A 22,922-nucleotide genomic window follows, 5' to 3' on the forward strand; every position below is an offset into this window, starting at 1 on the left:
GGAGCGGCTGGCGCGGGAGATCCACGACACGCTGGCGCAGGGGCCTTCCCCGGCCCGGGGCCGCCCACCGGCACGCCGCCCGCGGGGGCGCCGGTCAGCCGGGACGGCCCCCGGCCGCGGCCGCGGCCGCCTCGATGGTCCACGGCGTGCGCTCGACGTGGGCGACGACGAACGCCACCGCCAGCGACCCGCCGGCGACCAGTGCGTACGAGGCGGTCCAGCCCCCGGTCAGCTCACGCAGCAGCCCGAACAGCAGAGGGCCTCCCAGGGCGATCCCGCTGCCCGCGCCCTGCACGAACCCGGACAGGGCCGCCGAGCCCCGCGCGGTGGTGCTGCGCGCGTTGATCATCGTCATGGTCACCACGAACAGGCTGGTGCCCAGGCCCAGGCAGACCACCCACAGCGGCGCCAGCTGCGGTGCCGCCGCCACCCCCAGGTAGCCGACCGCGTAGCCGGTGAGGCCGAGTGCCACGATCGGGAAGGTGTTCACGGCACGCAGGGTCAGGGTCGGCGCGACCAGCCCGAACAGCAGGCTGGAGCCCACCATCAGGGACACCATGGCACCGGCAGCGGCCGGGGAGTGGCCCGCGCCGGTCAGCAGCGCGGGCAGCCAGGTGAACAGGGTGAAGACGTTCCAGGTGACCATGCCGAACAGCAGGGCCATCCGCCAGGCCGTGCCGACCCGCCAGATCGGGCGGGCCGGTCCGGCGCCGGCGGCGTCCTCCGGCCCCGCGCCGTCGGCCGGGACGGCGCCCGACCGGCGCCCGGAGGCGGCGACGGCCGGGGCGTCCCGGCGCACCCGGCGCCCCTGGAGCGCCCACAGCAGGGCGGCCGCCAGGGCGAGCACCGACCAGGCGCCCAGGGCGAAGCGCCAGCCCATCGTCTCGGCCAGGGGGACGGCGACCAGCGGGGGGAACAGGGCTCCCGCGTGGATGGCGACCATCTGGACCGTGCTCAGGGCCGCCAGGCGGTCGGGGAAGTACTGCTTGATCAGCGGCGGGAGCACGACGTTGCCCAGCGCCGCGCCGGTGAGGGCGATGCCGGTGAGGACCAGCAGGGTCCCGGTGTCGGGGGCGAAGGAGCGCACGACCTGTCCCGCCCCGGTCAGGAGCATGCTCAGAGCGGCGGTGGCCTCCGGCCCCAGCCGGCGCATGATCGCGGGCGTGACCAGACCGAACACCGCGAAGGCGATCAGGGGCAGGGTGCCGAACACGCCGACGACGACGGCGGTGAACCCGAACTCCTCCCCCACCGTGGCGAGCAGGGGGGACAGCGAGGTGACCACCAGGCGCAGGTTGAGCGCCGCGCAGACGATCGCGATGAGGGCCAGGGTGCGGCCACGGGTCCGCGGGCGGGCCGACGGTCGGTCGGCGGCTGCCGGGACAGAGGAAGGTCTCACGGTACGGACGTCCCTTGTGTTCTGCGGTGGCGCGTCCTCGCGCCAGAGCTGGGCCGAACGGCGGGGCGACGGTGCCTGCTCCGGAAGGATTACTTCCTCGGCGAGCCAAATACGACCTTTTCTCTTAAATGTTAATCATAGAGCGGGTGTATACACAACATTCCGTATTTAATACGGCTACAATGCACCCATGCCTGATCTTGACGAACTTGATACGGCGATTCTGGCCGAACTCCAGTCAGACGCACGAAAAACCAACCGGGACGTGGCCGCCGCGGTCGGCGCATCGCCCACGACGACCCTCGACCGGACCCGCGCGCTGCGGGAGAAGGGTGTGATTCGCGGCTCGATCCTGGACGTGGACCTGGAGAAGATCGGCCGCCCGGTGCAGGCGCTCATCACCGTGAGCGTCGTGAAGCCCTCACGCCACAACATCGAGGCCTTCCGGGACTGGGTCCGCTCCCTGCCGGACACCCTGTCCGTGTTCGTCACCTCGGGCAGCGAGGACTTCCTGGTCCACGTGGCCCTGCCGGACAACAACAGCCTGTACGCGTTCGTCGTCGACAAGCTGACGGAGAGACCCGAGGTCGCGGACGTGCGCGCCTCGATCGTCTACGAGCACCTGCGCAACGACCGCATCGCGCCGACCACGGCGCGCACCCGGCGGCGCTGACCCGGACGCACCGGCCGGGCCCTCCGCCTTCCCGGGAGGGCTCCGCCGGAACGGCGCGCCGAGGGTTCACGGCCCGGGGCGGCTCCGCGGCGACCGAGGTCCCGGCATCCCCCGACCCCGCCCCCTCGGCCCCCGTCTTCCGCGAGCGGCCCGGAGTTCCCCGCAGGGCCAGCACGAACAGCGGGGGAACGCCCACGTATCGTGTCAGGTGTGACACGAGTCTCATCCGACCCCGCGTCCGGGTCCGCCGACGTCCACACGGTCTGGCGGGACCTGGGCCTCCCGGGGCTCATCGACGTCCACACGCACTTCATGCCGCACAACGTGCTGCGCAAGGTGCGGAACCACTTCGACGCCCTCGGAGACCAGTGGCCCCTCGCCTACCGGGGGGACGAGCACGAGTGCCTCGACCTGCTCAGGGGGTTCGGCGTCCGCCACTTCACGGCGCTCTCGTACCCGCACCGGCCGGACATGGCCGTGTGGCTCAACGACTGGGCGGGCGGCTTCGCCGACGACAACCCCGACTGCCTGCGCAGCGCCACCTTCTACCCCGAGCCCGGCGCCGGCGACTACGTGGCCGCCGCCGTCGAGGCCGGCGTCCTCGTGTTCAAGGCCCACCTCCAGGTCGGCGGCTACGACCCGCGCGACCCCCTGCTCTCCGACGTCTGGGGGAACCTCGCCGACGCCGGGACGCCCGTGGTGGTCCACTGCGGTTCCGGCCCCGAGCCGGGCCGCTTCACCGGTCCGGGCCCCTTCTCCGAGGTCCTGAGCGCACACCCCCGGCTGACCGCCGTCATCGCGCACGCCGGGGCGCCGGAGTACGTCGAGTTCCTGGGCCTCGCCGAGAAGTACGGCCGCGTCCACCTCGACACCACGATGGTGTTCACCGACTTCGCCGAGGCCCGGGCGCCGTTCCCCGCCGACGCCCTCCCCCGCCTGGCGGACCTGGGCGAGCGCGTCCTGCTGGGCACCGACTTCCCGAACATCCCCTACCCCTACGCCGAGCAGCTCCACGCCCTGACCCGCCTCGGCCTGGGCCCGGACTGGCTGCGGGCCGTCCTCCACGGCAACGCGGCACGGCTGTTCGGACTGTGACCGCCCCCAGCCGGGAACCGCCGCGGACACGGGCCCGCCGCGGACACGGACCGGCCCAGCACAGAAGGAAGGCACCATGGAACTCGCACTGACCCCCCTGGAGTTCGCGCGCCGGACGCGCAGACTGCACCCGGACCGCGAGGCGGTCGTCGACCGGGGCCTCCGGCTGACCTACGAGGAGTTCTTCGACCGGTGCGACCGGTGGTCCTCGGTCCTCCAGGGCATGGGGGTGGCCAAGGGCGACCGGGTCGCGTACATCTCCCCCAACACCCACGCGCAGCTGGAGTCCTTCTACGCGGTGCCGCAGCTCGGCGCGGTCCTGGTACCGGTGAACTTCCGCCTGTCCGCCGACGACTTCGCCTACATCGTCAACCACTCCGGGGCGAAGGTCCTGTGCGTGCACGCCGACCAGCTCGACACCGTCGACGCCGTCCGCGACCGGCTTCCGGACGTGGAGCGGTTCGTGGCGCTGGAGGGGGCCCGGTCCGGCTGGGAGGACTACGAGGCCCTGGTCGCGGAGGCCTCCCCCGAGTTCGTGCGCCCGGTCGTCGAGGAGACCGACCTCCTGACCGTCAACTACACGAGCGGGACCACCGCGCGCCCCAAGGGCGTGATGATCACCCACCGCAACGCGTACATGAACTCGGTGGGCACCCTGCTCCACCTGCGGATGGACGTCGGCGACCGGTACCTGTGGACCCTGCCGATGTTCCACGCGAACGGCTGGACCTACACGTGGACGGTGACGGCCGCGTCCGCCGCCCACGTGTGCCTGCCCGCGATGGACCCGGCCACCGTGTACGACCTGATCCGCGACGAGGGCGTCACCTGGCTGTGCGCGGCGCCCACCGTGCTGATCATGCTGGCCAACACCCCGGAGGGGGTGCGCGGCGAGGTCCCGCCCGGCGTGCGCGTGGTCACCGCCGGGGCCTCCCCGGCCGCCGACACGATCGAGCGCCTGGAAGACGGTTTCGACTGGACCGTCACCCACGTCTACGGGCTGACGGAGACCGCTCCGTTCATCACCGTGTGCGAGCCCCGGCCGGAGCACGGAGGGCTGTCCGGCCGCGACCGCGCCGCCGTCAAGGCCCGGCAGGGGGTCGAGCTGCTCACCTCCGGCGAGCTGCGCGTGGTGGACACCGCCGGCCGGGAGGTCCCCTGGGACGGTACGACCGTCGGGGAGATCACCGTGCGCGGGAACGTGGTCATGAAGGGCTACTACGACGACCCCGAGGCCACCGAGGCGGCCATGGGCGACGGCTGGTTCCACACCGGGGACGCCGCGGTGACCCACCCGGACGGGTACGTGGAGATCCAGGACCGGATCAAGGACGTCATCATCTCCGGCGGCGAGAACATCTCGTCCGTCGAGGTGGAAGGGGTCCTCCTGCGGCACCCGGCGGTGCTGGAGGCCGCGGTGGTCGGGGTGCCGCACGAGCGCTGGGGCGAGACGCCGAGGGCGTCCGTGGTGCTGCGCGAGGGTGCCGAGGCCACGGAGAAGGAGCTGATCGGCTTCGCCCGCGACAACCTGGCCCACTTCAAGGCGCCCACGCAGGTGGAGTTCCTCGACCAGCTCCCCAAGACCGCCACCGGCAAGATCCGGAAGTTCGTCCTGCGCGGCGGAGCGTCCGCCGTGTCACGGCAGTAGGCGGCGGAGCGGGCCCGGCGTCCCCCGACCGGGCCCGCGCGGGGCCGGTCGGCGGGCCGGTCCGGCCCGCGGGGGCGGCTCACACCGACGGGCCGAGGACCATGAACCCGGCGCCGAAGGGGTCCGCGCAGTTCGCGACCCGCCCCACGCCCGGCGTGTCCTCCGGCTCCGTGTACACCTGTCCGCCCGCGTCGGCCGCCCGTTCCGCGGCGGCGTCGCAGTCGTCCACACGGAACACGGGGATCCAGAGCGCGGTGCCCGCGTCGTCGGACAGCCGGGACCTGTCGACGGGCAGGATCCCGCCGTGGGCGGCCTCCTCCCCCGTCCCCTCCGGTCCGACGAGCGTGTACTCATGGGCCCCGGCCAGGGCGAAGGAGTGGAAGGACCATCCGAAGAGCCCGCCGTAGAAGGAGCGCGCCCCCGCCCCGTCCGGCGACCACAGTTCGAGCCAGCACAGGGTGCCCGGGCGGTCCGCGACGTCGAACCCGGCGAACCTCCCCTCCTGCCAAACGGCGAAGTGCCCGCCCCGTGGATCCAGGAAGTGGGCCATCCACCCGAGTCCCATGACGTCCAGCGGCTCGACGAGTACGGTGCCGCCCAGTCCGCGCACCGCCTTGGCGGCGGCCCCCGCGTCCGGGACGGAGAAGTAGGCGGTCCACGCGGGCTGCTCGCCCTCCTCCATCAGCGGGCCGAGCCCGCCGACGTCCTTCCCGTCCAGGCGGGCGAACCGGTAACCGCCCGTGTGCGGTCCCGCCGAGGTGTCGGTCCACCCGAACATCCGCCGGTAGAAGGCGGCGGCCGCGTCGACGTCCGGTGTGCCCAGCTCCAGCCAACAGGGGGCGCCCGGTGTGAAGTCGGTGGTGATCATGGCAGTGGCCTCCGTGTTCCTTGCGGCCGCGGTCCCCGCCGGGGCCCGGCCCCGAACGGGCGCGGTTTCACATCGGCGAGGGCGCGAGCAGGACGAACCCCGCGCCGAACACGTCGGCGCACAGGGCGAGCCGCCCCACCCCCGGTGTGCTCTCCGGACCCGTGTACACCCGGCCGCCCGCCGATCGGACCCTCTCCACGGCCGCGTCGCAGTTCTCGACCGCGAACACCGGGTGCCAGTCCGCCGCGCCCCCGGTGGCGGCCAGCTGAGCGGGATCGACCGGCATGATCCCGCCGTGCGCCCGGTCCCGCCCCTGCCCGGCGGGGGTGACGATCGTGTACGTCCCGGCCTCCCCCGGCAGGGAGAAGCCGGTGTAGGACCACTTGAAGAGCTCGGCGTAGAAATCCCGCGCACCGTCGCCGTCGGGGGTCCACAGCTCGACCCAGCACAGCGTCCCGGGGCGGTCGGCGGCCTCCATCCCCCGGAAGGCCCTCGCCTGCCAGAGCCCGGCGTAGCCGCCCTGAGGGTCGGTGAACTCCGCCATGCGCCCGCGGTGGAGGACGTCGAACGGCTCCACCACGAGGGTTCCGCCGAGGTGCTCCACCGTGAGGACCGTGTCGTCCACGTCGGGGTCGGAGAAGTAGACCGTCCAGGCGGGCCTCTCACTCTCGCCCATGAACGGCACGAGCCCGGCCACGGCGGCGCCGTCCAGGAGCAGGTACCGGTACCCGGCGCTGTCGGGGCCTCCCTCGACCGCCTGCCAGCCGAACAGCTCCCGGTAGAACGCGGCCGAGGCCTCGACGTCGGGCGACGACAGATCGGTCCAACAGGGTGAACCGGGCAGGAAGTCGGTGGTGATCATCAGAACCCCTTCTCCATCGGACGCACACCACTTCCGAGTGTGACCCGGCCGACCGGCCCGTCGGGGATCGGGGCGGCAAAGACTCTCACAACTCACCTTGGCCGGCCCGGCCGCTCCGGAACGCGGTCGGGGAGGCGCTCAGCGCCGCACCTCCAGCGGGAGCTCCGCCAGGACACGCGTCCCTCCGCTCAGACGTCTGGTCACCGTCAGACGCCCTCCGACGGATTCGACCCGTTCGCGCATCCCGGCGATCCCCGAGCCCGCGCTCCCGCCGGCCCGGATCCCGACGCCGTCGTCGTCGACCCGGACGACGAGCTCGCCCCCGACCGGCGCCAGCATGAGCTCGCACCGTTCGGCCGCCGCGTGCCGAACGATGTTGCTCAGCGCCTCCTGGACGACACGGGTGGCGACGAAGGCGGCTTCCCCTCCGTGTTCCGGGAGGTCGATGTGGGCATCCACCTCCAGGCCGCTCACCGTCGCCGCCGCGACCAGCTCACGAAGCGCGGCGGCGTGGTTCCCGCCGCCGCCGAGCGGAGCACGGTCACGTCGGCGCAGCGCCCGCACCAGGTCCTGCACCTGGACCAGGGCCGAACGCGACCGGTGCTCGATGTCCTCCAGCGCCTCGAGGAGCTCCTCCCGCTCCGAGGACGACACGGCCCGCGCGACGGCGGCTTCGGCGCTGATGGTGCTCAGCGCGTGGCCCACGACGTCGTGGACCTCGCGGGCCATGGCGGCCTCCCTCCGGACGTGCTCGAACTCGGCCTGCTGGCGTTCGGCACGACGCACCGCACCGAGCCGCTCCGCCTCGGCTCGTCCGAGGAGCCAGGCCACACCGATCGCGCCGAGGCCGAACACGACCCCCTGCATCGCGTCCTGTGCCGATGAGCTGACCCCCAGCACGAGGGACACCAGGACGAGGACCCCCAGGACGACGGAGCCGGCGTCGCGTTCCCGGGACCCGCCCCGCAGCGCCAGGGGGTACAGGCACCAGGCCGCCCCCACCATGGGATCGGTGGTGGCGGAGAGCAGCCATCCCACCGCCGTGGAGGCCAGCGCCACGGACACCGCGGCAGCCGGGAACCTCCACCGGAGCAGCACGGCGCCGCCCACGAGCAGCGCGAGGCAGGAGCCGAGCAGCCGGTCCCCTCCCGGGGCTAGGCCGAGCACCGGGGGGATCCAGAAGACCAGCACGACGGCCGCGGACACGGCGGCGTCCACCAGCCGTGAGGCGGCGGAGCGCCGACCCGACGCCTCCCGAGCATCTCTCAACATGCGTCGATCCCACCACAGCGGCCCGCACCGCCGGCCACGGCGCCCCACCCTCCGCACCCGTCCTCGGCGAGCGCCTTTCCAACCGCCACCGTACGGAGGCCCGTATCAGGGTGGTGCGGGCCCACCCGGGCTCTGATGGAGGAGTACCCGTCCACGAAATCCCTCCTTCACCCCCCTGCTCGGAAAACTTTGGTTCACAAATTTCTCAATTTCACCTTGAACAACATGCGTCCATTCACGCATGCATAGACATGCGATTCAGCAGCAGGCGGCCCGACGACGAGGCGAATAGGATTGATGACGCAACGGAAACGATTCATTGCAGAACGTACCCGCCTCCAATACAAGATCATTTGTTCATGATTATCGAACCTGTTTCCTCATGTCTGTTCCAGTAACCCCAGTTCAATAAGGGTAGAACGATTACCGCAGAGCGCCCACGAAGCCCCGGAGGGCGCCTCATCCCTGATTCCTTCGAAGATTTCTGCAAGAACACTCCCCCACCAGGGGTTTCTTTCCCCGAGTGAAGCCCGGGGCGAACGTTCACAACGCCGTGACCTGCACTTCCAGAAGGAAAGACATCCACCGTGGCGGCGGAGGTTCATTGACTTGGGCGGGAGAACTCACTTAGATTCCCTACGGACGGACAAACGTTCGTCCGCATACCGGGGCCGGCGGATCAGCAGGCCTGCCTACAGCCCTTTCCGACCAAACAGCCACGGTCATTGGGGAAGCCATTGCCCCTTCGGGGGCATCCTACGACCTGTATTGGCGCCCGTGGAAGACTGAAGGAAGCTGCCCCGCCGGATCCGCCAGTTCTCCAAGAAAGGAAAGACCATGAAGAAGTACACCTCCCCCTCTCTTACCCACATCGGTTCGTTCAAGAAGCTTACGAAGTCGCTGGGTCGCCTGAGCTGCAATGACATCCTCGGCTTCCGCGCCCTGTGGACGACCAGCCCCGCCTGCTGAACGACCTGAACAAGTACGGGGCAGCACTCCTGGAGTGCTGCCCCGTACTCCCATGCGAGATCGGAGAATACCGCTCTACAGAAATTCAGGACGAGCCCCGAGACGCAAAATGAAACCACCGGCACGAGAGGAGTGATCGTGGCGCTATTCATCCTCCCCGACACCGATATTCATGAGCGCACCCTGTCGCTGTTCCAGGACACAGTGGGTCCTGTGCTCTGTCATCATCGCTCCGGACGCCCCTGGATACTGGGCAGTCCAGCCAGCGGCGTGTTCTTGACATCGCACAACAGGAATTTAAACTTCGTCGTCACCGGCCACGCCTGCCTAAAAGGCGGGGATCTCACACAGAAAACGGACAGGATCTCCTCCCTTTCACAGACGAAGGACCTCGCCGACGAGCTCGTGGACTTCGATGTCCTCCTCTTCGCCCACAACGGCGAGGAACTCCACGCCTATGCTCCAGTCTTTCAGTCGAGGTCTCTTTTCTGGACGCGGTTCGACGGGCTTGTGGTAGTGAGCGACGAACAGTATCCACTCGCCGCTCTCAACGGTTTCGAGTTAGATCACAGCGTACTCGCCACGCGCCTCGCCAACGCCGAGGTGTCCCACCCCTTCATGCGGCGGCCGATATGGCTCAACGTCGACGCCTTGGGGACTGCAGAATACCTACACATCGCCAAAGATTCCGAACCCCGAAGAAGTCTGTGGTGGCGCCCACCGAAGGCTGACCAGCCGCTGGATGAACTGAAACACAAGCTCTCCACAGGGATCGAGACAGCACTGAGGTCACGCACAGAAGGCCGTCCTGCAGTCAGCGCCGACCTTTCAGGGGGCTTGGACTCCACAACGCTGGGCTTTTTCTTGTCCAGCATCGGACTGAATCTCCACACCTTCTTCATGGAGTCGAGGGATAAATCAAACAACGACTGGTCGTGGTCGGACCGCGCAGCGCGTGAGATTTCCTCCCATCATTTAAAGGTGCCCTACCAGTCGGTTCTGGACCACATCACGGGGGAGATCCCGGCCTCACCCTCTATCTTTCCGGAGGGGCCTGGAGCACTGTCGACAGCCATAGCATCGGCTTCCACCATTGAGAAGCATATCGGGGGTACCGGAAGCACCCTACATCTGAACGGACACGCAGGGGACGCCCTTTTCGGGCAGGTATCAAGCATGATCTGGTCCTACTTCAGGTCGGGTGGGCGGGGCAGGTACGCCTGGATCTGGCGGTACCGGACGATGAACCGCATCCCTGTACCAGCGTTGATCAGAATGCTCTTGGATCGGAGGACCTTCTCCTATGAGCTCGGCCGGATCGCCTCGGGGAACTTCTCGTATCCAGCTCACGATGCATCTGATTACTCGAGCTGGATCCAGGTGCCACGGTTCCCCAGCTTCTTCACCGAAGCAACCAGGGAGCAGGTGAGCAACCTCGCCCTGTCCGAGCTCCGGAAAGGAGTCGCCGAACTGTCCCCGGACCGGACAGCCCATCAAATACTCTCCTATCTCACCGTCCATGGGGCAGTGAACAGGAGGATGAACTACGTGTCGGACAAGGTCCAGTTCGACAGCCCGTATCTCGACAGAAGAGTCGTCGAAGCAGCACTTTCCCTCAATCACAGGGATCGAACGCGACAGTATCCGGCCAAGCCATTGCTTGCAGCAGCGAGACCGAAAGAGATGGGCCTCGACTACTTTCTGCGCCGCGACAAGGGGGACTACACACCTGAGGTGTTCGACCACCACCGGACGATACTCGACCGCGCACACGACACCTTCTCCGGCGGGTCGCTACTCGGTGACATGGGGCTCGTGAAGAACGAAGAGGTGGTGAGAGCATCTGATTCCTACTCGGCAGACGGGATCGCATATTCGGAAGTCGTTGACCTCGAATTCGCCGAGAGATGGCTTCGGAACGTCCGCGAAGAAAAGATCAGAATCGCCGCGGGAGGAACACAGGCATGGTAAAGCTCAAATCCACGGTCAAGATCAGCGCAAACGAGGAAGGCGCTCTGCTGCTGGACACGAAGAGAGGAACCTACTGGCATCTGAACGCGGTTGGCATACGACTTGCCGAGGCCCTCGACGTAGAACGGTCGGTCGATGAACTCGTCCTGACCGTCACCACTGATTTCGACGTGCCCCCGGACGTCGCGCGACGCGACGTCCGCAAGCTTCTCCGGGACATGAAAAAGGCGCGTCTCGTCGAGGGGAGGATAGCGTGAGCAGCCCCGTCCTACCGGAACCGGCAGCGGAGTCCGCCTCCCGCGGAGCGCTGCTCCGTTCTCGCGCCTGTGTGGGGTTGGCGCTCGTCGTCAGCCAGCTCAAGCCGCATCGGATCAAGCAGCTCATGAGCCTGGTCGTGCGCAACGGCGGGAGACCAGCGGTGGAGGACGTGGAACACCACCGGGGACTGGTCGTCTCCGTCAGCACGCTGTGCGCCGGTGAGGGCTGTCTGCCGCGGTCGATAGCCACCGCGCTCCTGGCGAGGTGGCACGGCTACGGCGTCACCTGGTGCACCGGCGTCCAGGACAGGCCCTTCGCCGCACATGCCTGGGTCGAGATCGACGGTCGCCCCGTGGGTGAGTCCGCCGATCTGGGCGGGTTCCGCAAGATGCTCGTGTGCACCCCGGAGTACGCCTCCTCAGGCGGTGAGAAGAATTGACCGTCTCGGACACGGACACAGACCCCCGAGACCCGCTCCGTTCCGGGGACGGGGGCGCGCCTGGCCCCTCGAACGGCCCGGTCGCCGGTTTTCGTGACGTCCTGCCGCTCCTGAGGCCGTACCGCGTTCCGCTCGGCATCGCCTTCTTCCTCGGCACCCTCGGCACCGCCGCCGGCGCGGTCCAGCCTCTCGTGGTGTCCAGGATGGTCGACACCTTCCAGAGCGGCCTCCCTCTGGGTGAGGCGGCTCTGCTGGTCGTGCTCCTGCTCGTCAGCGCAGTGCTGACCGGGGTTCGCGAACTCGTGATCGAACGAACGGGGGAGAGGTTCGCCTATGATTCCCGCGAACGGCTGGTGAAGCACCTCTACTCGCTGCCGATGGCCAGGCTTGACTTCCGGGACCGGGCAGACCTGGTCACGCGGGTGACGACAGACGTCTCCGAGACACGGACCTTCCTGACATCTGGCCTGATCGACCTTGCCATCAGCACGATCACCGTATTGATATCGCTTGTCATGATGGCGTTGATCGACCCCGTACTGCTCGGCCTTTCCTTCGTGGCGGTTCTGGTCGTGTTCGTCGTCGTCCTGGCTCTCGGCAGGAAGACCCGGCCGGTCGGGCTCCAGATGCAGAACGCGCTGGGTGCTCTCGCGGAGAGCGTCTCGCGCTCGCTGGGGTCCATGAAGACTGTGCGAGCCGCCCGGGCGGTCGGCCGGGAATCCGACAAGGCCATGGCGATGGCCTCGGAGGTCCGCCGAGCCGGCCTCAGGGCAGCAGGTCTGCGCGCGCTGCTGCAGACGGTGTCCGGTGTGGCCGTGCAGGTTCTCCTGATCGTGATCGTCGGCTTCGGCGCCCTGAGGGTCGCGTCGGGGGAGCTCACCACCGGTGAACTGAGCGCATTCATCATGTACTTGATGCTCATGGTGACCCCGATCGCGATGGTGGGGAATGTCGTGGCCTCCCTCGGTGAAGCTTTCGGCGCCTTGGCGCGCATATTAGAGATAAAGTCCGAGCCCACAGAACCGGACATCCAGACTGCAAACAGCAGTATCCTCGCCGGGCATGCGGACGAAGTCTTCCGATTCGAAGGCGTATCGTTCCGGTATGACCGACCGACGTCGAGCGTCCCCGACACCACAGAATTGACGCTCTCCAGCGTCTCGTTCTCCGTCGCACGGGGGGAAACCGTTGCCCTCGTAGGGCCGTCCGGCGCTGGCAAATCAACCCTGTTCTCACTTCTTGAGCGATTCTACGAACCGACCGATGGTCGGATACTCTTCCATGGACAAGACGTCATGGAATTATCACGCGATAAACTCCGGAAGCAGCTAGCATATGTCGATCAAGACGCCGTTGTACTTTCCGGGAACGTGAGAGGGAACCTGATGCTGGCTGACACAGAAGCGACGGACACCGAGTGCATCGACGCTCTGAGACAAGTCGGGCTCGTGCAGGACCGCGAGGAAGGACGCCGTTATCTCGAAAAGCAGATCGGCGAAATGGGCATGCGCCTCAGTGGTGGACAGCGCCAGCGTCTGGCAATCGCCAGGGCTCTGCTCTCCGGGAACCCCGTGCTGCTGCTGGACGAGGCGACATCAAATTTGGACAGCCGCAACGAGGCCCTGATCCGGGATGCCCTGGACCTCTCGGCAATCGACCGGACAACGCTGGTGATCGCCCATCGTTTCTCAACCGTGGTCTCGGCGGACAAGATCATTGTCCTCGACATGGGACGCGTCATCGCCCAGGGAACCCACCACGAACTGATCCAGAGCTGCGAGTTGTACAATGAGCTCGCAAAGCACCAGTTCCTCTCGGGGCACGCGGAGAAGACATGAGCTCGCAGGTGTATGAACCCTCTCCTCCCGCCAGGGAGGACATCGCCGTCGTCGACGCGGCCGGGGCCGGAGGACCGACGCACCCCGGGTCCTCCATCAGGGTCTTCATGGCGGACGACGACGACGGATTCCTGCGCGCCTACAAGAAATTCTTCGCGAAGGTTCCCGATATCGACCTGGTCGGCACAGCCGACACGGGAGAGGGAATGGTGAAGCGGCTGGCCGCCTCGGAGCCGGACGTCCTGCTGCTCGACATCGAGATGCCGGGGCCGAGCGGCATCGACGTCGTCCGCGATTTGCGACGGAATTCGCTTTCGACGAGAACCGTGATGCTCACTTCGTTCGACCACGACGAATACGTTCACGAGGCCCTGCGATTCGGCGCTTCCGGCTTCCTCCTGAAGAGCGCTTCGCCCGTCCGGATACTGAGCGCGATCAGAGCCGTCCACGCGGGACACGCGTCCTTGGCGCTGGACGTGACGTCGCGGTTGTTCGGTCGCCTCTCCGCCAGGGGCGGCGCCGCCCCGGCCGGACCGCCTGACGGCGGACACCCGTCCTTCACCGAGCAGCAGATCAAGATCTGCCGTCTCCTGGCAGCCGGCCACAGGAGCCAGGACATCGCAGCAGAACTCCATCTGAGCAACGAGACCGTGCGTACCTACCTTCGGCGCATGTTCGAGAAGTTCGGCGCCAAGAACCGGACCCACCTCGTCGTCCTGGCCTACGAGGCGGGCGTCCTCGGCTGAGGCCGGCCCCGCCCGGACGGACCGGGGCCGCCAGGTGTCCACTTTCGGGTGTCAGCGCGGCGGGGCCCGGCGTGTGAAGCTCGATGCGCACGGAGGAGGCGGTCGACACAAGGGGTCTGGTGCCGGTGATCGAAGTCAAGGACGTTTCGAAGAAGTACGGTCCCAAGGTGGCCGTCGACCGGGTGAGCTTCAGCGCCGCCCCCGGACGGGTCACCGGTTTCCTCGGCCCGAACGGGGCCGGGAAGTCGAGTACGCTCCGCGTTCTCCTCGGGATCGACCGGGCCACCTCCGGTACGGCGCTCATCGAGGGCCGGCCGTACACATCGCTACGGCAGCCCCTGAGGACAGTCGGTGCGATGCTCGACGGCGCCTCGGCCGTGCCGGAACGCCGGGGAGTCGACCACCTTCGCTGGATCGCCCAGTCCAACCGCATACCGTCCCGGCGGATCTCCGAGGTCCTGGAGACGGTCGGCCTCTCCGAAGCGGCGAAGGTGCGGGTGGGCAAGTACTCCCTGGGCATGAAACAGAGGCTGGGGCTGGCCGCGGCCCTGCTCGGAGAGCCGCGGATCCTCGTCCTCGACGAGCCGGTCAACGGCCTCGACCCCGAAGGCATCCGGACCATCCGTACCTTCCTGCGACGGTATGCCGACCAGGGCAACACCGTGTTGCTGTCCAGCCACCTCATGGGCGAGACCGCGGAGACGGTCGACGACATCGTGATCATCGACAAGGGCCGCATCATCGCGAACGGCTCCCTGAGCGAGATCACCGAGGGGCACGCCTCCCTCGAAGACGCGTTCTTCTCGTTGACGGGCAGCCAGCCCGGGCAGAGTTGGTGATCGGCGTGCTGAGCATCGTCCGATCCGAGTTGACGAAGGTCCTGACCCTCCCGAGCGTCTGGGTGATCACGGGCGTCATCCTCGCCCTCAACGTCTTCTTCCAGTACCAGACTCTCGGATTCAACATCGACACCGTCGCGAACGTGCGGCCCGACGGTATGTCCGAGGTCGATGGAAGGGCCGTTCACGCCGAGACGGAACTCCGGCAGACGCTCGGTGTCAGCGTCTTCAATCCGGGCCTCCTCTTCCCGATCCTCGGCGCGGTGCTCGCGGGTACGGAGTTCCGGGCGGGGCAGCTCGGCCTGAGCTTGGTCGCCGTTCCCCACCGCCTCCGCCTGGTCCTGGGCAAGCTCTCGGCCATGACGGCCTACGCGCTCGTGCTCGGGCTCGTGTGCATCGCCATGGCCAACGCCTTCATGTACATCGCTGTCCGGAACTGGAACCCCGGCATGCTGTGGAGCACGGACATGCTGGCGGCCGAGGCCGCCCTGCTCCTCTTCACCGTGACGTTCACCCTGATCGGCGCCGGGATCACCCTCATCACCCGGCGCACTCTGACCGGGATCATCGCGACGGTGATCCTGATCATGCTGACCATGGCCCAGGTGGTCGCGATGGTTTCGCCCGCCGTGGACGCGTTCCTGCCCCTGAGCGCGGCGCGCAACCTTCTGCTGCAGGGACGGGACGCGGGCGCGCCGCTGACCGGCAGCGCCGGGCACGGCGCGGCAGTCCTGGCCGGCTGGGCGCTCGTCACCTCTGTCGTCGCGACGCTCGCCGTCAAGCGGAGGGACGCAAGGTGAACACGAGGACCGAGCCGCCCGTGATCCGTCGACGCGACGTCACCGCCGCAGAGATCACCAAGATCATCACGAACCCGGTCGGCATCACCATGCTCGCCGTCACCCTGGCCGCGAACACGCTCCTGGCGGTGATCGAGGCGTCGGGGGTCACCTTCTACACCGGAGGCTCCCAAGGGCCCTCGACGCTGTCCTCCTTCGGCACTCTCATGCTCGCCCCGGTGTACGCGTTCCTGGTCCTGCCCGTGCACGCCGCGGCGAGCGAATACCGCGGAGGCCAGCTTCGCATGAGCCTCACCGCGACCCCGGACCGCCGCGCCCTGGTGCTCGGGAAGCTGGGAGCGATGGTCACCACCGTGCTCACCGCGGCGGTCGTCGTGCTCGCCCCCGCGCGACTGCTCATCGGGGTCTCGGCCGGGTCGGGGGCGGGAGAGCTTCTCCTCGACCTCGGACGGTGGATCGCGGTGTACGCGTTCATGTCGGTGATCGCCTTCGGCCTCGCCGGCCTCCTCCGCAGCACGATCACGCCCCTGGGGATCCTGATCACCCTCCCCCTGGTCGTCGCCACCGGCGTCCTGCAGTGGCCGGAAGCGCTCAGGCTCCTGCCCGACCAGGCCGGCCTGAGCCTGATCGGAGCCCCCGCCTACGACGTGCATGAGCTTCCACCCGGAATCGCCGCGCTGACCCTCGCGGTCTGGGCTCTCGTGGCCCTCGCCGTGTACGCGGTCTTCCTGGTGCGCCGCGACGCCTGAACCGTTCGGACGAGAACTCCCCGGCACCCCCGCGCCGGGAGGCACCTTAACAAACACGAGGAGAGGTATACCGAATGAAGCAGGGAACGAAGACCGTTGTCTGGTCGATTGCGGGCGTCATCGCCCTGGCCCTGATCATCACGTTTCTCACCCTTGGCGGTTGATCGCCGGGAAAGCACCCCGGTGAAAACCCGTCGGACCGACCGGGCGTCCCGCCAGGAGTAATCGGTACCGACCCCGGGGCCCTCGGAACCGCCCGGCCCCGAACGGGGCAGGGCCGCCCCGCCGAACGGACGACTCGGTGGAAACGGGCGCCTTGCCGGGAGCACCGGCAGAACCGCCCCGCTCCGAAGTGAGGCTGCACGGCGGACCGGACTCCGGGAGCCCCTGGCACACGGGGCACCACTGCCCCGCCACCCTGTATCGGACAGTCAAGGCCGCACGGAACACCAGGAAGGGATTTTTCTGTTGGCAAACTATTTATTGTTCGACAGCAGCTGTGCAAGGTGCGGAAACCTGGCTCGAACTGTCGAGAAGATCGGAGGCGGATGGCTGGAGAGCCGAAGCCTCGAAGATCCGCATATACAGGAGATGCTCTCCCAGGCCAGACCCGGCTGGGACTGGAAGCCGATGTTGGTGACGGTCCGCCGAGAACGGGTCCGCGTCTACTCCGGGATATGGATGGTGCTGCGCCTGGGTGTCGGTCTCGGTCCGCGGAAGTCGTTCCGGATTCTGACCAGCGCCGCCTGAGCCCGGAGCGCCTTTCGACGTGGCGCCCCTGGTCGAACGACGGCCACGCCCCCGGGAAACCGGCATGCAGACCCCCACCCTCCGGGACACTCCGCCCTGCCGGGGAACGGCGGGGCAACCCACTGTGTCCTCCCTCGTCACGGGCCCTCAAGACTCCCGGTGGCCCGTAGCAGCCCGCTCACGGCACGGGGCATCGCACGGAGCGGCCGTGCTCGGACCGCCCCGGGTCAGCGCTTGAAGTGGATGAAGAGACGGCCGAAGTTCTTGGAGTCCTTCTCGACCCGGTGGTAGCGGGCCTTGACGTCCTTGCGGTCGAGGTAGCGCAGCACCCGCTTCTTCAGCTGCCCCGACCCCTTGCCGGGGATGATCTCCACGGTCCTGGCCCCGGTGCGCTCGGCCTCGTCCATGATGTCGGCGAGGGCCCTGTCGATATCGCGGCCCTTGTTGAAGATGTCGTGCAGGTCGAGTTTGAGCCGCACCGTGCCTCCTCCGCGTCCGGTCACACGGATGATACGGGCCGACCGGCCGCGGAGGCCGCTCAGGCCCGCCCGGTCGCCCGGTTCCGTTCGCGGCCGCTCCCGCCCCCGCGTCTGCGCAGCGCCCACCACAGGCCCGCCGCGGTCGCCGCGGCCAGCAGTGCTGCGGCCAGGAGGGTGACGGCGTCCGGGCGCACGACCGACTGGCCCCGCAGCGCCTGCCAGGCGGTCAGGACCAGGAGCGCCGCGTGGGCCGATCCGACCACGGCGACCACGCGCAGCCGCACGGCGTCCGGCTCCAGCCGCGGGTGGCGGCGGCCCAGCGCCACCAGGAGCAGGGCGAGCAGGACGAGCGCCTGGAGCCCGTGGATGCCGACGAAGTGGGCGACCCGCAGGTCCCCGGCGACCGTGCTCCAGCCCACGACCGGCAGCCCCGGCCCGCCGTCCGCCACGCCGACGGTGTGCGCCCCGATCACGTCCCCCGGTCCGCCGTTCTCCAGGGCGACCATCTGCTGGTCGGACGGGACGGTCATGAAGAAGGCCGCGGCCATTCCGGCGAGGGCGATCCCCGTGCCGATCCGCACCGCCCAGGTGGTGGAGCGCTCGCCGACGCGCTGCACGAGCAGCAGGACGCCGATCCCGAGGTTGGCGGTCCACGCGGTGACGATCATGGCGGCCATGGCGTTGTAGACGGCCGCGTCGAACGGGGTCGCGTAGTTGTAGTGGCTGAGCTCGCCCCGCCAGGCCTGGAGCCCGATCGCGGCCAGCTCGCCGAGGACCATGGCGGAGAAGAGCGTCCCGAGCCACCACCCGGTGCGCCGCCACCGCACGAGCAGCGAGAGCAGCCACGCCAGGGTGACGTTGTAGACCGCGATCGACAGGGCGAACTTGGCCGGCTTGAGCCAGATCGGGCGGCCGACGAGGGTGCGGTCGTCCACCGCGAGGCCGACGAGGGCCGCCGCCAGGACGACCGCGCACAGGGCGGCGGTCGCCATGAGGGGGCGGTGCCAGTCCGGCGCGGTCCGCAGGAACGCGCCGGGGGCGGGGCGGGGGGTGGTCGGGACGTTCACGCTTCTCCTTTTTGGATACTTCCACTATCCATTACGGATACCTTTACTATCCATGAAGCACCGGGACGTGGCAAGGGAAAGAAGCGAGGATGGGCCCATGCGTATCGGCGAGCTGAGTGAGCGGTCCGGGACCCCGGTGCCGACGATCAAGTACTACCTCCGCGAAGGGCTCCTGCCCCGGGGCGAGCGCACCGGCCCCAACCAGGCGAGCTACGGGGAGGGGCACCTCCACCGGCTGCGCCTGGTCCGCGCCCTGACCGACGTGGGCGGCCTGCCCATCGCCACCACCCGCGAGATCCTCGCCCGCGTCGACTCCCCCGACCCTCCGATCACCCACGAACTCCTCGGCCACGCCATGCACGTGCTCCCGCCCGCCACGAAGGGCGTCGCCACCGCCGAAGAGGAGGACCACGGCCGGGTGCGGGCCCTGTTCGAGCGGCGCGGCTGGCACGTCCACCCCCAGAGCCGCGCCGCCGCCGACCTGGCCGAGGTGGTCGCCACCTACCGCCGCGCAGGGCGCCCCCTCGACGACGAGGCCCTCGACGGCTACGCCGCCACCATGGAGCAGGCGGCCCGGGTGGACCTCGACGTCATCGGCCGGGTCACCGGCACCGACGAGATCCTGGAGAGCGCCGTCGTGTACTCGGTGCTCGGCGACACCCTCATGGCGGTCCTGCGCAGGCTCGCACAGGCCGACGAGTCCGCCCGGCGGGCCGGCGTGGTGCCCGGGGACTGACGCGGACCCGCGCCGGGCGCGGGGTCACAGCGCCCCCGCGAAGGCCTCGCGCACCGTGTCGTCGCGGTCCAGGATCGCGAACACCACGTGCTCGAACATCCCGGCGAACCCGCCGCCCGGCCTCAGGTGCCCCGCGAAGGCCGCCGCCACCTCCGACGGGTGGTTGCCGAACACGCCGCACCCCCACGCCCCGAGCACCAGCCGGTCGACCCCCTGCTCGGCCGCGACGGCGAGCACGCCGCGCGCCCGCGCGGCCAGGACGCCGGGGACGGGGTCGGCGGGTTCGACCCGGTTGCGCTCGATCATCCGCCGGTTCGGCGCCGCGCAGGTGAGGAAGGAGACCAGCAGGGGCTCCGGCAGCCACCCGCCCCCGTCGTCGCGGTACACCGGCACGCCGGGCGACCAGATCACCCTGTCCGTGTAGAGCAGGCTCCCGTGCTCCCGGTGGTGGTCGTAGTACTCCGGGCACAGCACCAGGGAGGCGTACAGGGCGCTCGACCTGGCCAGGCTCTCCTCCTGCGCACGCGCGCCGTTGGCGACGCCGCCGCCGGGCCTGCGGGCGGACGCGAAGTTCAGCGCCGCCACATGGGTCCGCCCCGGCCCGGACGCCAGTCGCCCGGCCGCGGCGAGCGTGCTCTCCCGGGTGACCTCGAAACGGGTCGTGCGCCGCATCCCCGGCCCGGAGGGGGCCGCCGGCTCACCCGGCAGGTAGAGCCGCGTGCCCGCCCGCATCGCGGCCAGGTCCCCCGACAGGTCCACCAGCCGCTCCCCGACCCGGTAGTGCCCCTGCTCGAAGGCGTCGCGGGTCTCCCGCCACACGGCACGCAACCTCTGGGACACGGGGCCCTCCTCCTGTGGTCCACGGCGCGGGCCCGGCCCGCGGTCCCTGGAGGCGGACGGTCGTCGGCCGAATACCGGTCGAACTACGCAAACTACTCCCCCGGACCCGAGCCTCCAAGAAGATTTCCGCATCCGGACAGCCCGAAAACCCCTGGCACGCGACGGCGGGCGCACGGGATCATCCCTATGTGGAAAGACCGGCGAACACACGCATGAACACCAAGGAGAGGGTCCGCGCCTCCAAGTTCCTGGCGCGCGTCCTGCGCCACGACCCCGGCCTCGCGGGGCTGCGTCTGGATGCCCAGGGGTGGGCCGGGGTGGAGGACCTCCTCACGGGCTGCCGCGACGCCGGGATCCGCCTCTCCCGGGAAACCCTCGCCGAGGTGGTCGGGAACAACGACAAGAAGCGGTTCGCCCTCAGCCCGGACGGCACCCGCATCCGCGCACAGCAGGGCCACTCCGTCGATGTCGACCTCGGTTGGGAGCCGAGCGTCCCCCCGGAACTGCTCCACCACGGAACCGTGGGCCGGTTCCTGCCCGCCATCGCCGCCGAGGGCCTGCGTCCGATGAACCGCCACGACGTCCACCTGTCCCCCGACACGGAGACCGCCCGCCGGGTGGGGGCCCGCCGGGGCACTCCCGTGGTGCTCTCCGTCGCCGCCGGGCGCATGCACGCCGACGGCCACGTCTTCCGTGTGACCGGGAACGGGGTCTGGCTCGTCGCCGCCGTGCCCCCGGAATACCTGGGCGGGTCCGCCGCGCCCGGCCTCTGAGGCGGGGCGTCCCGGCCGGCCCTCAGCCCTTCGGCCTGACCGCGGAGAAGATCGCGGTGCCGGGGATCATCCGGCCCCGCACCGGCCCCCAGCCTCCCCACACGCGGTCGAGCCCCTCCGGCCACTCCGGTTCGACCAGGTCCTTCAGCGTCAGCCCCGCGCGGGCGATCCCCCGGACCCAGTCGCCCACCGTGTGGTGGTGCTCCACGTAGACCGCGTTGCCCTCGTCGTCCTCCTCCACGTAGGCGCGGCGGTCGAAGTAGGACTGGTGGACGGTGAACCCCTCCTCGCCGGGGTCGTCCGGGAAGCTCCACCGGACCGGGTGCGTCACCGAGAAGACCAGGCGCCCGCCGGGGCGCAGGACCCGTGCCGCCTCACCGAGGGCGTCGTCGGCCGAGGGCACGAACGGGAACGCGCCGAACGACGAGAACACCGCGTCGAAGGAGGCGTCGGCGAAAGGCAGCCTCTGGGCGTCGGCCTGCACGGTCGGCAGGCTGTGTCCCGTCTCGGTGTCGATCCGCCGCGAGTGCTGCAGCTGCCGGAACGACAGGTCGAACGCGACCACCTCCCGCACACCCCTCGCGCGCAGCCACCGGCCGCACTGGCCCGCACCGCAGCCGACCTCCAGGACCCGTGCCCCCCGCAGCTCCGCGGGCTCGCCGAGCAGCCTCGCCCGCTCCTCGGTCAGCCCCTCCGGGCACCACACGAAATCGGCGTCGCCCAGGAAGCCGCCGTGTTCGGCCTGGTAGGCGTCGGCGGCGCCGTCCCACCACAGGCGTCCGGCGCGGGCGCTCTCCCCCGCGTCGACGTCGCGGCGCTCCACGTGTCCGGGCGCCGGGTAGTCGGTCTCGTCGTGCATGGGGCTGGCTCCTCGTGCCGTGGACGGGGACTCAACGGTCGGTACCGCCACCGGTCCCGGCGGCGGCCTCCGACGGCTCCTGCCCGGGCGGCCCCGCGGGGGCCGCCTCCCCCGGACGCCCGTCCTCGCGGGCCTCTCGGGCCTCGCGCAGTTCGCGGCGGACGAGGAAGATCCAGCCCGCGACGGCGACGACGGCGAACACCCACCACTGCACGGCGTAGGAGGCGCTCATGCCGGAGTCCACCTCGCGCAGCTCGACCGGCTCGGGGGCCGGATCGGGCGCCGGGTCCTGCCGGGTGAGCTCGACGAATCCACCGTAGACCGGGTAGGGCAGTCCGTCCGCGATCATGTCGACGTCGACCATCATGAGCTGCCCCTCGGGCAGGTCGTCGCGATTGCGCAGGCCGCTGTTCTCCTCCGTCTCGGAGAAGTGCAGCCGACCGGTCACGTCCACGGTCCCGCCGGGGGCCGCCGGGGGCTCGGGGGCGTCCAGCGCGGTCTCACCGCGCTGGATCCATCCGCGGTTGACCAGGACGGCCGTACCGTCCTCCCCGACCAGGGGGGTCAGGACGTGGTACCCGACGCCGCCGGATCCGTCGCGGTTGCGCAGGAGGATCTCGTGGGAGGTGTCCCAGGTGCCGGAGGCCTCGACGGTGCGCCACCGGTCGCCGGGGGCGACGTCCTCCCCGACGGCGGCCAGCTCCGAGACGGGAACGGGTTCGGCGGCGAGGTTGTCCTGCTGGAGGTTGACGGACGCGCTGCGCAGCTCCCAGCGGTCCAGCTGCCAGAAGCCCAGCCAGACGAAGCTGGGCACGATCACCAGGACGAGCGCGTGGAACGCCAGCATGCGTTGCGACAACAGGACCTTGAGCACGTCTTCGAGGTTATGAGACGCTCCGGGCCGCGCCGCACCGCCCCTCGCGAACGGCCGCGGGGCCGCCGGCTCCGGCGGCCCCGCGTGGGCGCCCGGGGCGCGGGGAGCCTCCCCTCCC

Annotated in this window: 23 protein-coding genes; 14 read left to right on the forward strand and 9 right to left on the reverse strand. The window is 69.5% G+C overall.

Annotated features, from left to right (window positions below; translation table 11 throughout):
• Window positions 1-94 precede the first annotated feature (94 nt).
• Window positions 95-1,399, reverse strand: a complete 1,305-nt coding sequence (locus tag ACWGL3_RS19640) for an MFS transporter (RefSeq protein ID WP_267947516.1) — start codon at window positions 1,397-1,399, stop codon at window positions 95-97.
• A 190-nt stretch (window positions 1,400-1,589) separates the two neighbouring features.
• Between ACWGL3_RS19640 and ACWGL3_RS19645 the strand changes: the two genes are divergently transcribed.
• The 3 genes from ACWGL3_RS19645 to ACWGL3_RS19655 all read left to right on the forward strand — a co-directional run bounded on the left by ACWGL3_RS19645 (window position 1,590) and on the right by ACWGL3_RS19655 (window position 4,815).
• Window positions 1,590-2,072: an Lrp/AsnC family transcriptional regulator gene (locus tag ACWGL3_RS19645; protein ID WP_267947515.1), complete on the forward strand. Its 483-nt coding sequence runs from the start codon at window positions 1,590-1,592 to the stop codon at window positions 2,070-2,072.
• 210 nt (window positions 2,073-2,282) lie between these two features.
• Window positions 2,283-3,167 carry an amidohydrolase family protein gene (locus tag ACWGL3_RS19650; RefSeq protein ID WP_267947514.1) on the forward strand — a complete coding sequence of 295 codons (885 nt, stop codon included), beginning with the start codon at window positions 2,283-2,285 and terminating at the stop codon, window positions 3,165-3,167.
• A 76-nt stretch (window positions 3,168-3,243) separates the two neighbouring features.
• The gene (locus ACWGL3_RS19655) at window positions 3,244-4,815 is read left to right on the forward strand and encodes a long-chain-fatty-acid--CoA ligase (RefSeq protein WP_267947513.1); all 1,572 of its coding nucleotides are present in this window, start codon (window positions 3,244-3,246) and stop codon (window positions 4,813-4,815) included.
• A 79-nt stretch (window positions 4,816-4,894) separates the two neighbouring features.
• Here ACWGL3_RS19655 and ACWGL3_RS19660 read toward each other — a convergent pair whose 3' ends face one another.
• From ACWGL3_RS19660 to ACWGL3_RS19670, 3 genes are all read right to left on the reverse strand, one after another.
• Window positions 4,895-5,683: a VOC family protein gene (locus ACWGL3_RS19660; protein ID WP_267947512.1), complete on the reverse strand. Its 789-nt coding sequence runs from the start codon at window positions 5,681-5,683 to the stop codon at window positions 4,895-4,897.
• 67 nt (window positions 5,684-5,750) lie between these two features.
• Complete coding sequence (locus tag ACWGL3_RS19665; RefSeq protein WP_267947511.1) at window positions 5,751-6,545, reverse strand: VOC family protein; 795 nt, start codon at window positions 6,543-6,545, stop codon at window positions 5,751-5,753.
• Between the two features lie 138 nt (window positions 6,546-6,683).
• On the reverse strand, window positions 6,684-7,817 hold the full coding sequence (locus tag ACWGL3_RS19670; protein WP_267947510.1) for a sensor histidine kinase: 1,134 nt from the start codon (window positions 7,815-7,817) through the stop codon (window positions 6,684-6,686).
• Between the two features lie 837 nt (window positions 7,818-8,654).
• Here ACWGL3_RS19670 and ACWGL3_RS19675 point away from each other — a divergent pair.
• From ACWGL3_RS19675 to ACWGL3_RS19715, 9 genes are all read left to right on the forward strand, one after another.
• Complete coding sequence (locus ACWGL3_RS19675) at window positions 8,655-8,786, forward strand: putative RiPP precursor (protein ID WP_267947509.1); 132 nt, start codon at window positions 8,655-8,657, stop codon at window positions 8,784-8,786.
• Between the two features lie 138 nt (window positions 8,787-8,924).
• Window positions 8,925-10,757, forward strand: a complete 1,833-nt coding sequence (locus tag ACWGL3_RS19680; RefSeq protein WP_267947508.1) for an asparagine synthase-related protein — start codon at window positions 8,925-8,927, stop codon at window positions 10,755-10,757.
• Window positions 10,751-11,014 (forward strand): PqqD family protein, encoded by a 264-nt coding sequence (locus ACWGL3_RS19685; protein ID WP_267947507.1) that lies wholly within the window; start codon window positions 10,751-10,753, stop codon window positions 11,012-11,014. Before ACWGL3_RS19680 ends, ACWGL3_RS19685 begins: the two co-directional genes overlap by 7 nt.
• Complete coding sequence (locus tag ACWGL3_RS19690) at window positions 11,011-11,454, forward strand: lasso peptide biosynthesis B2 protein (RefSeq protein ID WP_267947506.1); 444 nt, start codon at window positions 11,011-11,013, stop codon at window positions 11,452-11,454. Before ACWGL3_RS19685 ends, ACWGL3_RS19690 begins: the two co-directional genes overlap by 4 nt.
• A complete protein-coding gene (locus ACWGL3_RS19695) occupies window positions 11,451-13,292 on the forward strand; it encodes an ABC transporter ATP-binding protein (protein ID WP_452461642.1) in 1,842 nt (613 codons plus the stop codon). The genes ACWGL3_RS19690 and ACWGL3_RS19695 overlap by 4 nt, the downstream gene beginning before the upstream one ends.
• Window positions 13,289-14,038: a response regulator transcription factor gene (locus ACWGL3_RS19700; protein WP_267947504.1), complete on the forward strand. Its 750-nt coding sequence runs from the start codon at window positions 13,289-13,291 to the stop codon at window positions 14,036-14,038. Before ACWGL3_RS19695 ends, ACWGL3_RS19700 begins: the two co-directional genes overlap by 4 nt.
• Before the next feature lie 125 nt (window positions 14,039-14,163).
• On the forward strand, window positions 14,164-14,877 hold the full coding sequence (locus tag ACWGL3_RS19705) for an ABC transporter ATP-binding protein (protein ID WP_267950209.1): 714 nt from the start codon (window positions 14,164-14,166) through the stop codon (window positions 14,875-14,877).
• Between the two features lie 5 nt (window positions 14,878-14,882).
• Window positions 14,883-15,677: an ABC transporter permease gene (locus ACWGL3_RS19710; protein WP_267947503.1), complete on the forward strand. Its 795-nt coding sequence runs from the start codon at window positions 14,883-14,885 to the stop codon at window positions 15,675-15,677.
• Window positions 15,674-16,426 carry an ABC transporter gene (locus ACWGL3_RS19715; protein ID WP_344182531.1) on the forward strand — a complete coding sequence of 251 codons (753 nt, stop codon included), beginning with the start codon at window positions 15,674-15,676 and terminating at the stop codon, window positions 16,424-16,426. The genes ACWGL3_RS19710 and ACWGL3_RS19715 overlap by 4 nt, the downstream gene beginning before the upstream one ends.
• A gap of 977 nt (window positions 16,427-17,403) precedes the next feature.
• On the opposite strand, the gene ACWGL3_RS19720 is transcribed toward ACWGL3_RS19715, so the two are convergent.
• Both ACWGL3_RS19720 and ACWGL3_RS19725 read right to left on the reverse strand, forming a co-directional pair.
• Complete coding sequence (locus ACWGL3_RS19720) at window positions 17,404-17,655, reverse strand: Smr/MutS family protein (RefSeq protein WP_267950208.1); 252 nt, start codon at window positions 17,653-17,655, stop codon at window positions 17,404-17,406.
• Window positions 17,656-17,714: 59 nt separating this feature from the next.
• On the reverse strand, window positions 17,715-18,722 hold the full coding sequence (locus ACWGL3_RS19725; RefSeq protein WP_267947501.1) for a hypothetical protein: 1,008 nt from the start codon (window positions 18,720-18,722) through the stop codon (window positions 17,715-17,717).
• A gap of 97 nt (window positions 18,723-18,819) precedes the next feature.
• On the opposite strand from ACWGL3_RS19725, the gene ACWGL3_RS19730 reads away from it, so the two are divergent.
• Entirely contained in the window at window positions 18,820-19,458 is a 639-nt protein-coding gene (locus ACWGL3_RS19730; RefSeq protein ID WP_267947500.1) for a MerR family transcriptional regulator, read from the forward strand.
• Between the two features lie 24 nt (window positions 19,459-19,482).
• Here the strand turns inward: ACWGL3_RS19730 and ACWGL3_RS19735 are convergent, their stop codons facing one another.
• A complete protein-coding gene (locus ACWGL3_RS19735; RefSeq protein ID WP_267947499.1) occupies window positions 19,483-20,298 on the reverse strand; it encodes a TIGR02452 family protein in 816 nt (271 codons plus the stop codon).
• Between the two features lie 212 nt (window positions 20,299-20,510).
• Here ACWGL3_RS19735 and ACWGL3_RS19740 point away from each other — a divergent pair, with 212 nt between their 5' ends.
• Window positions 20,511-21,071 carry an RNA 2'-phosphotransferase gene (locus ACWGL3_RS19740; protein ID WP_267947498.1) on the forward strand — a complete coding sequence of 187 codons (561 nt, stop codon included), beginning with the start codon at window positions 20,511-20,513 and terminating at the stop codon, window positions 21,069-21,071.
• Between the two features lie 22 nt (window positions 21,072-21,093).
• Here ACWGL3_RS19740 and ACWGL3_RS19745 read toward each other — a convergent pair whose 3' ends face one another.
• Window positions 21,094-21,930: a class I SAM-dependent methyltransferase gene (locus ACWGL3_RS19745; protein ID WP_267947497.1), complete on the reverse strand. Its 837-nt coding sequence runs from the start codon at window positions 21,928-21,930 to the stop codon at window positions 21,094-21,096.
• Window positions 21,931-21,961: 31 nt separating this feature from the next.
• Window positions 21,962-22,804, reverse strand: a complete 843-nt coding sequence (locus tag ACWGL3_RS19750; RefSeq protein WP_267947496.1) for an SURF1 family cytochrome oxidase biogenesis protein — start codon at window positions 22,802-22,804, stop codon at window positions 21,962-21,964.
• Window positions 22,805-22,922: the final 118 nt, after the last annotated feature.

Source organism: Nocardiopsis sp. NPDC055824 (assembly GCF_053616335.1).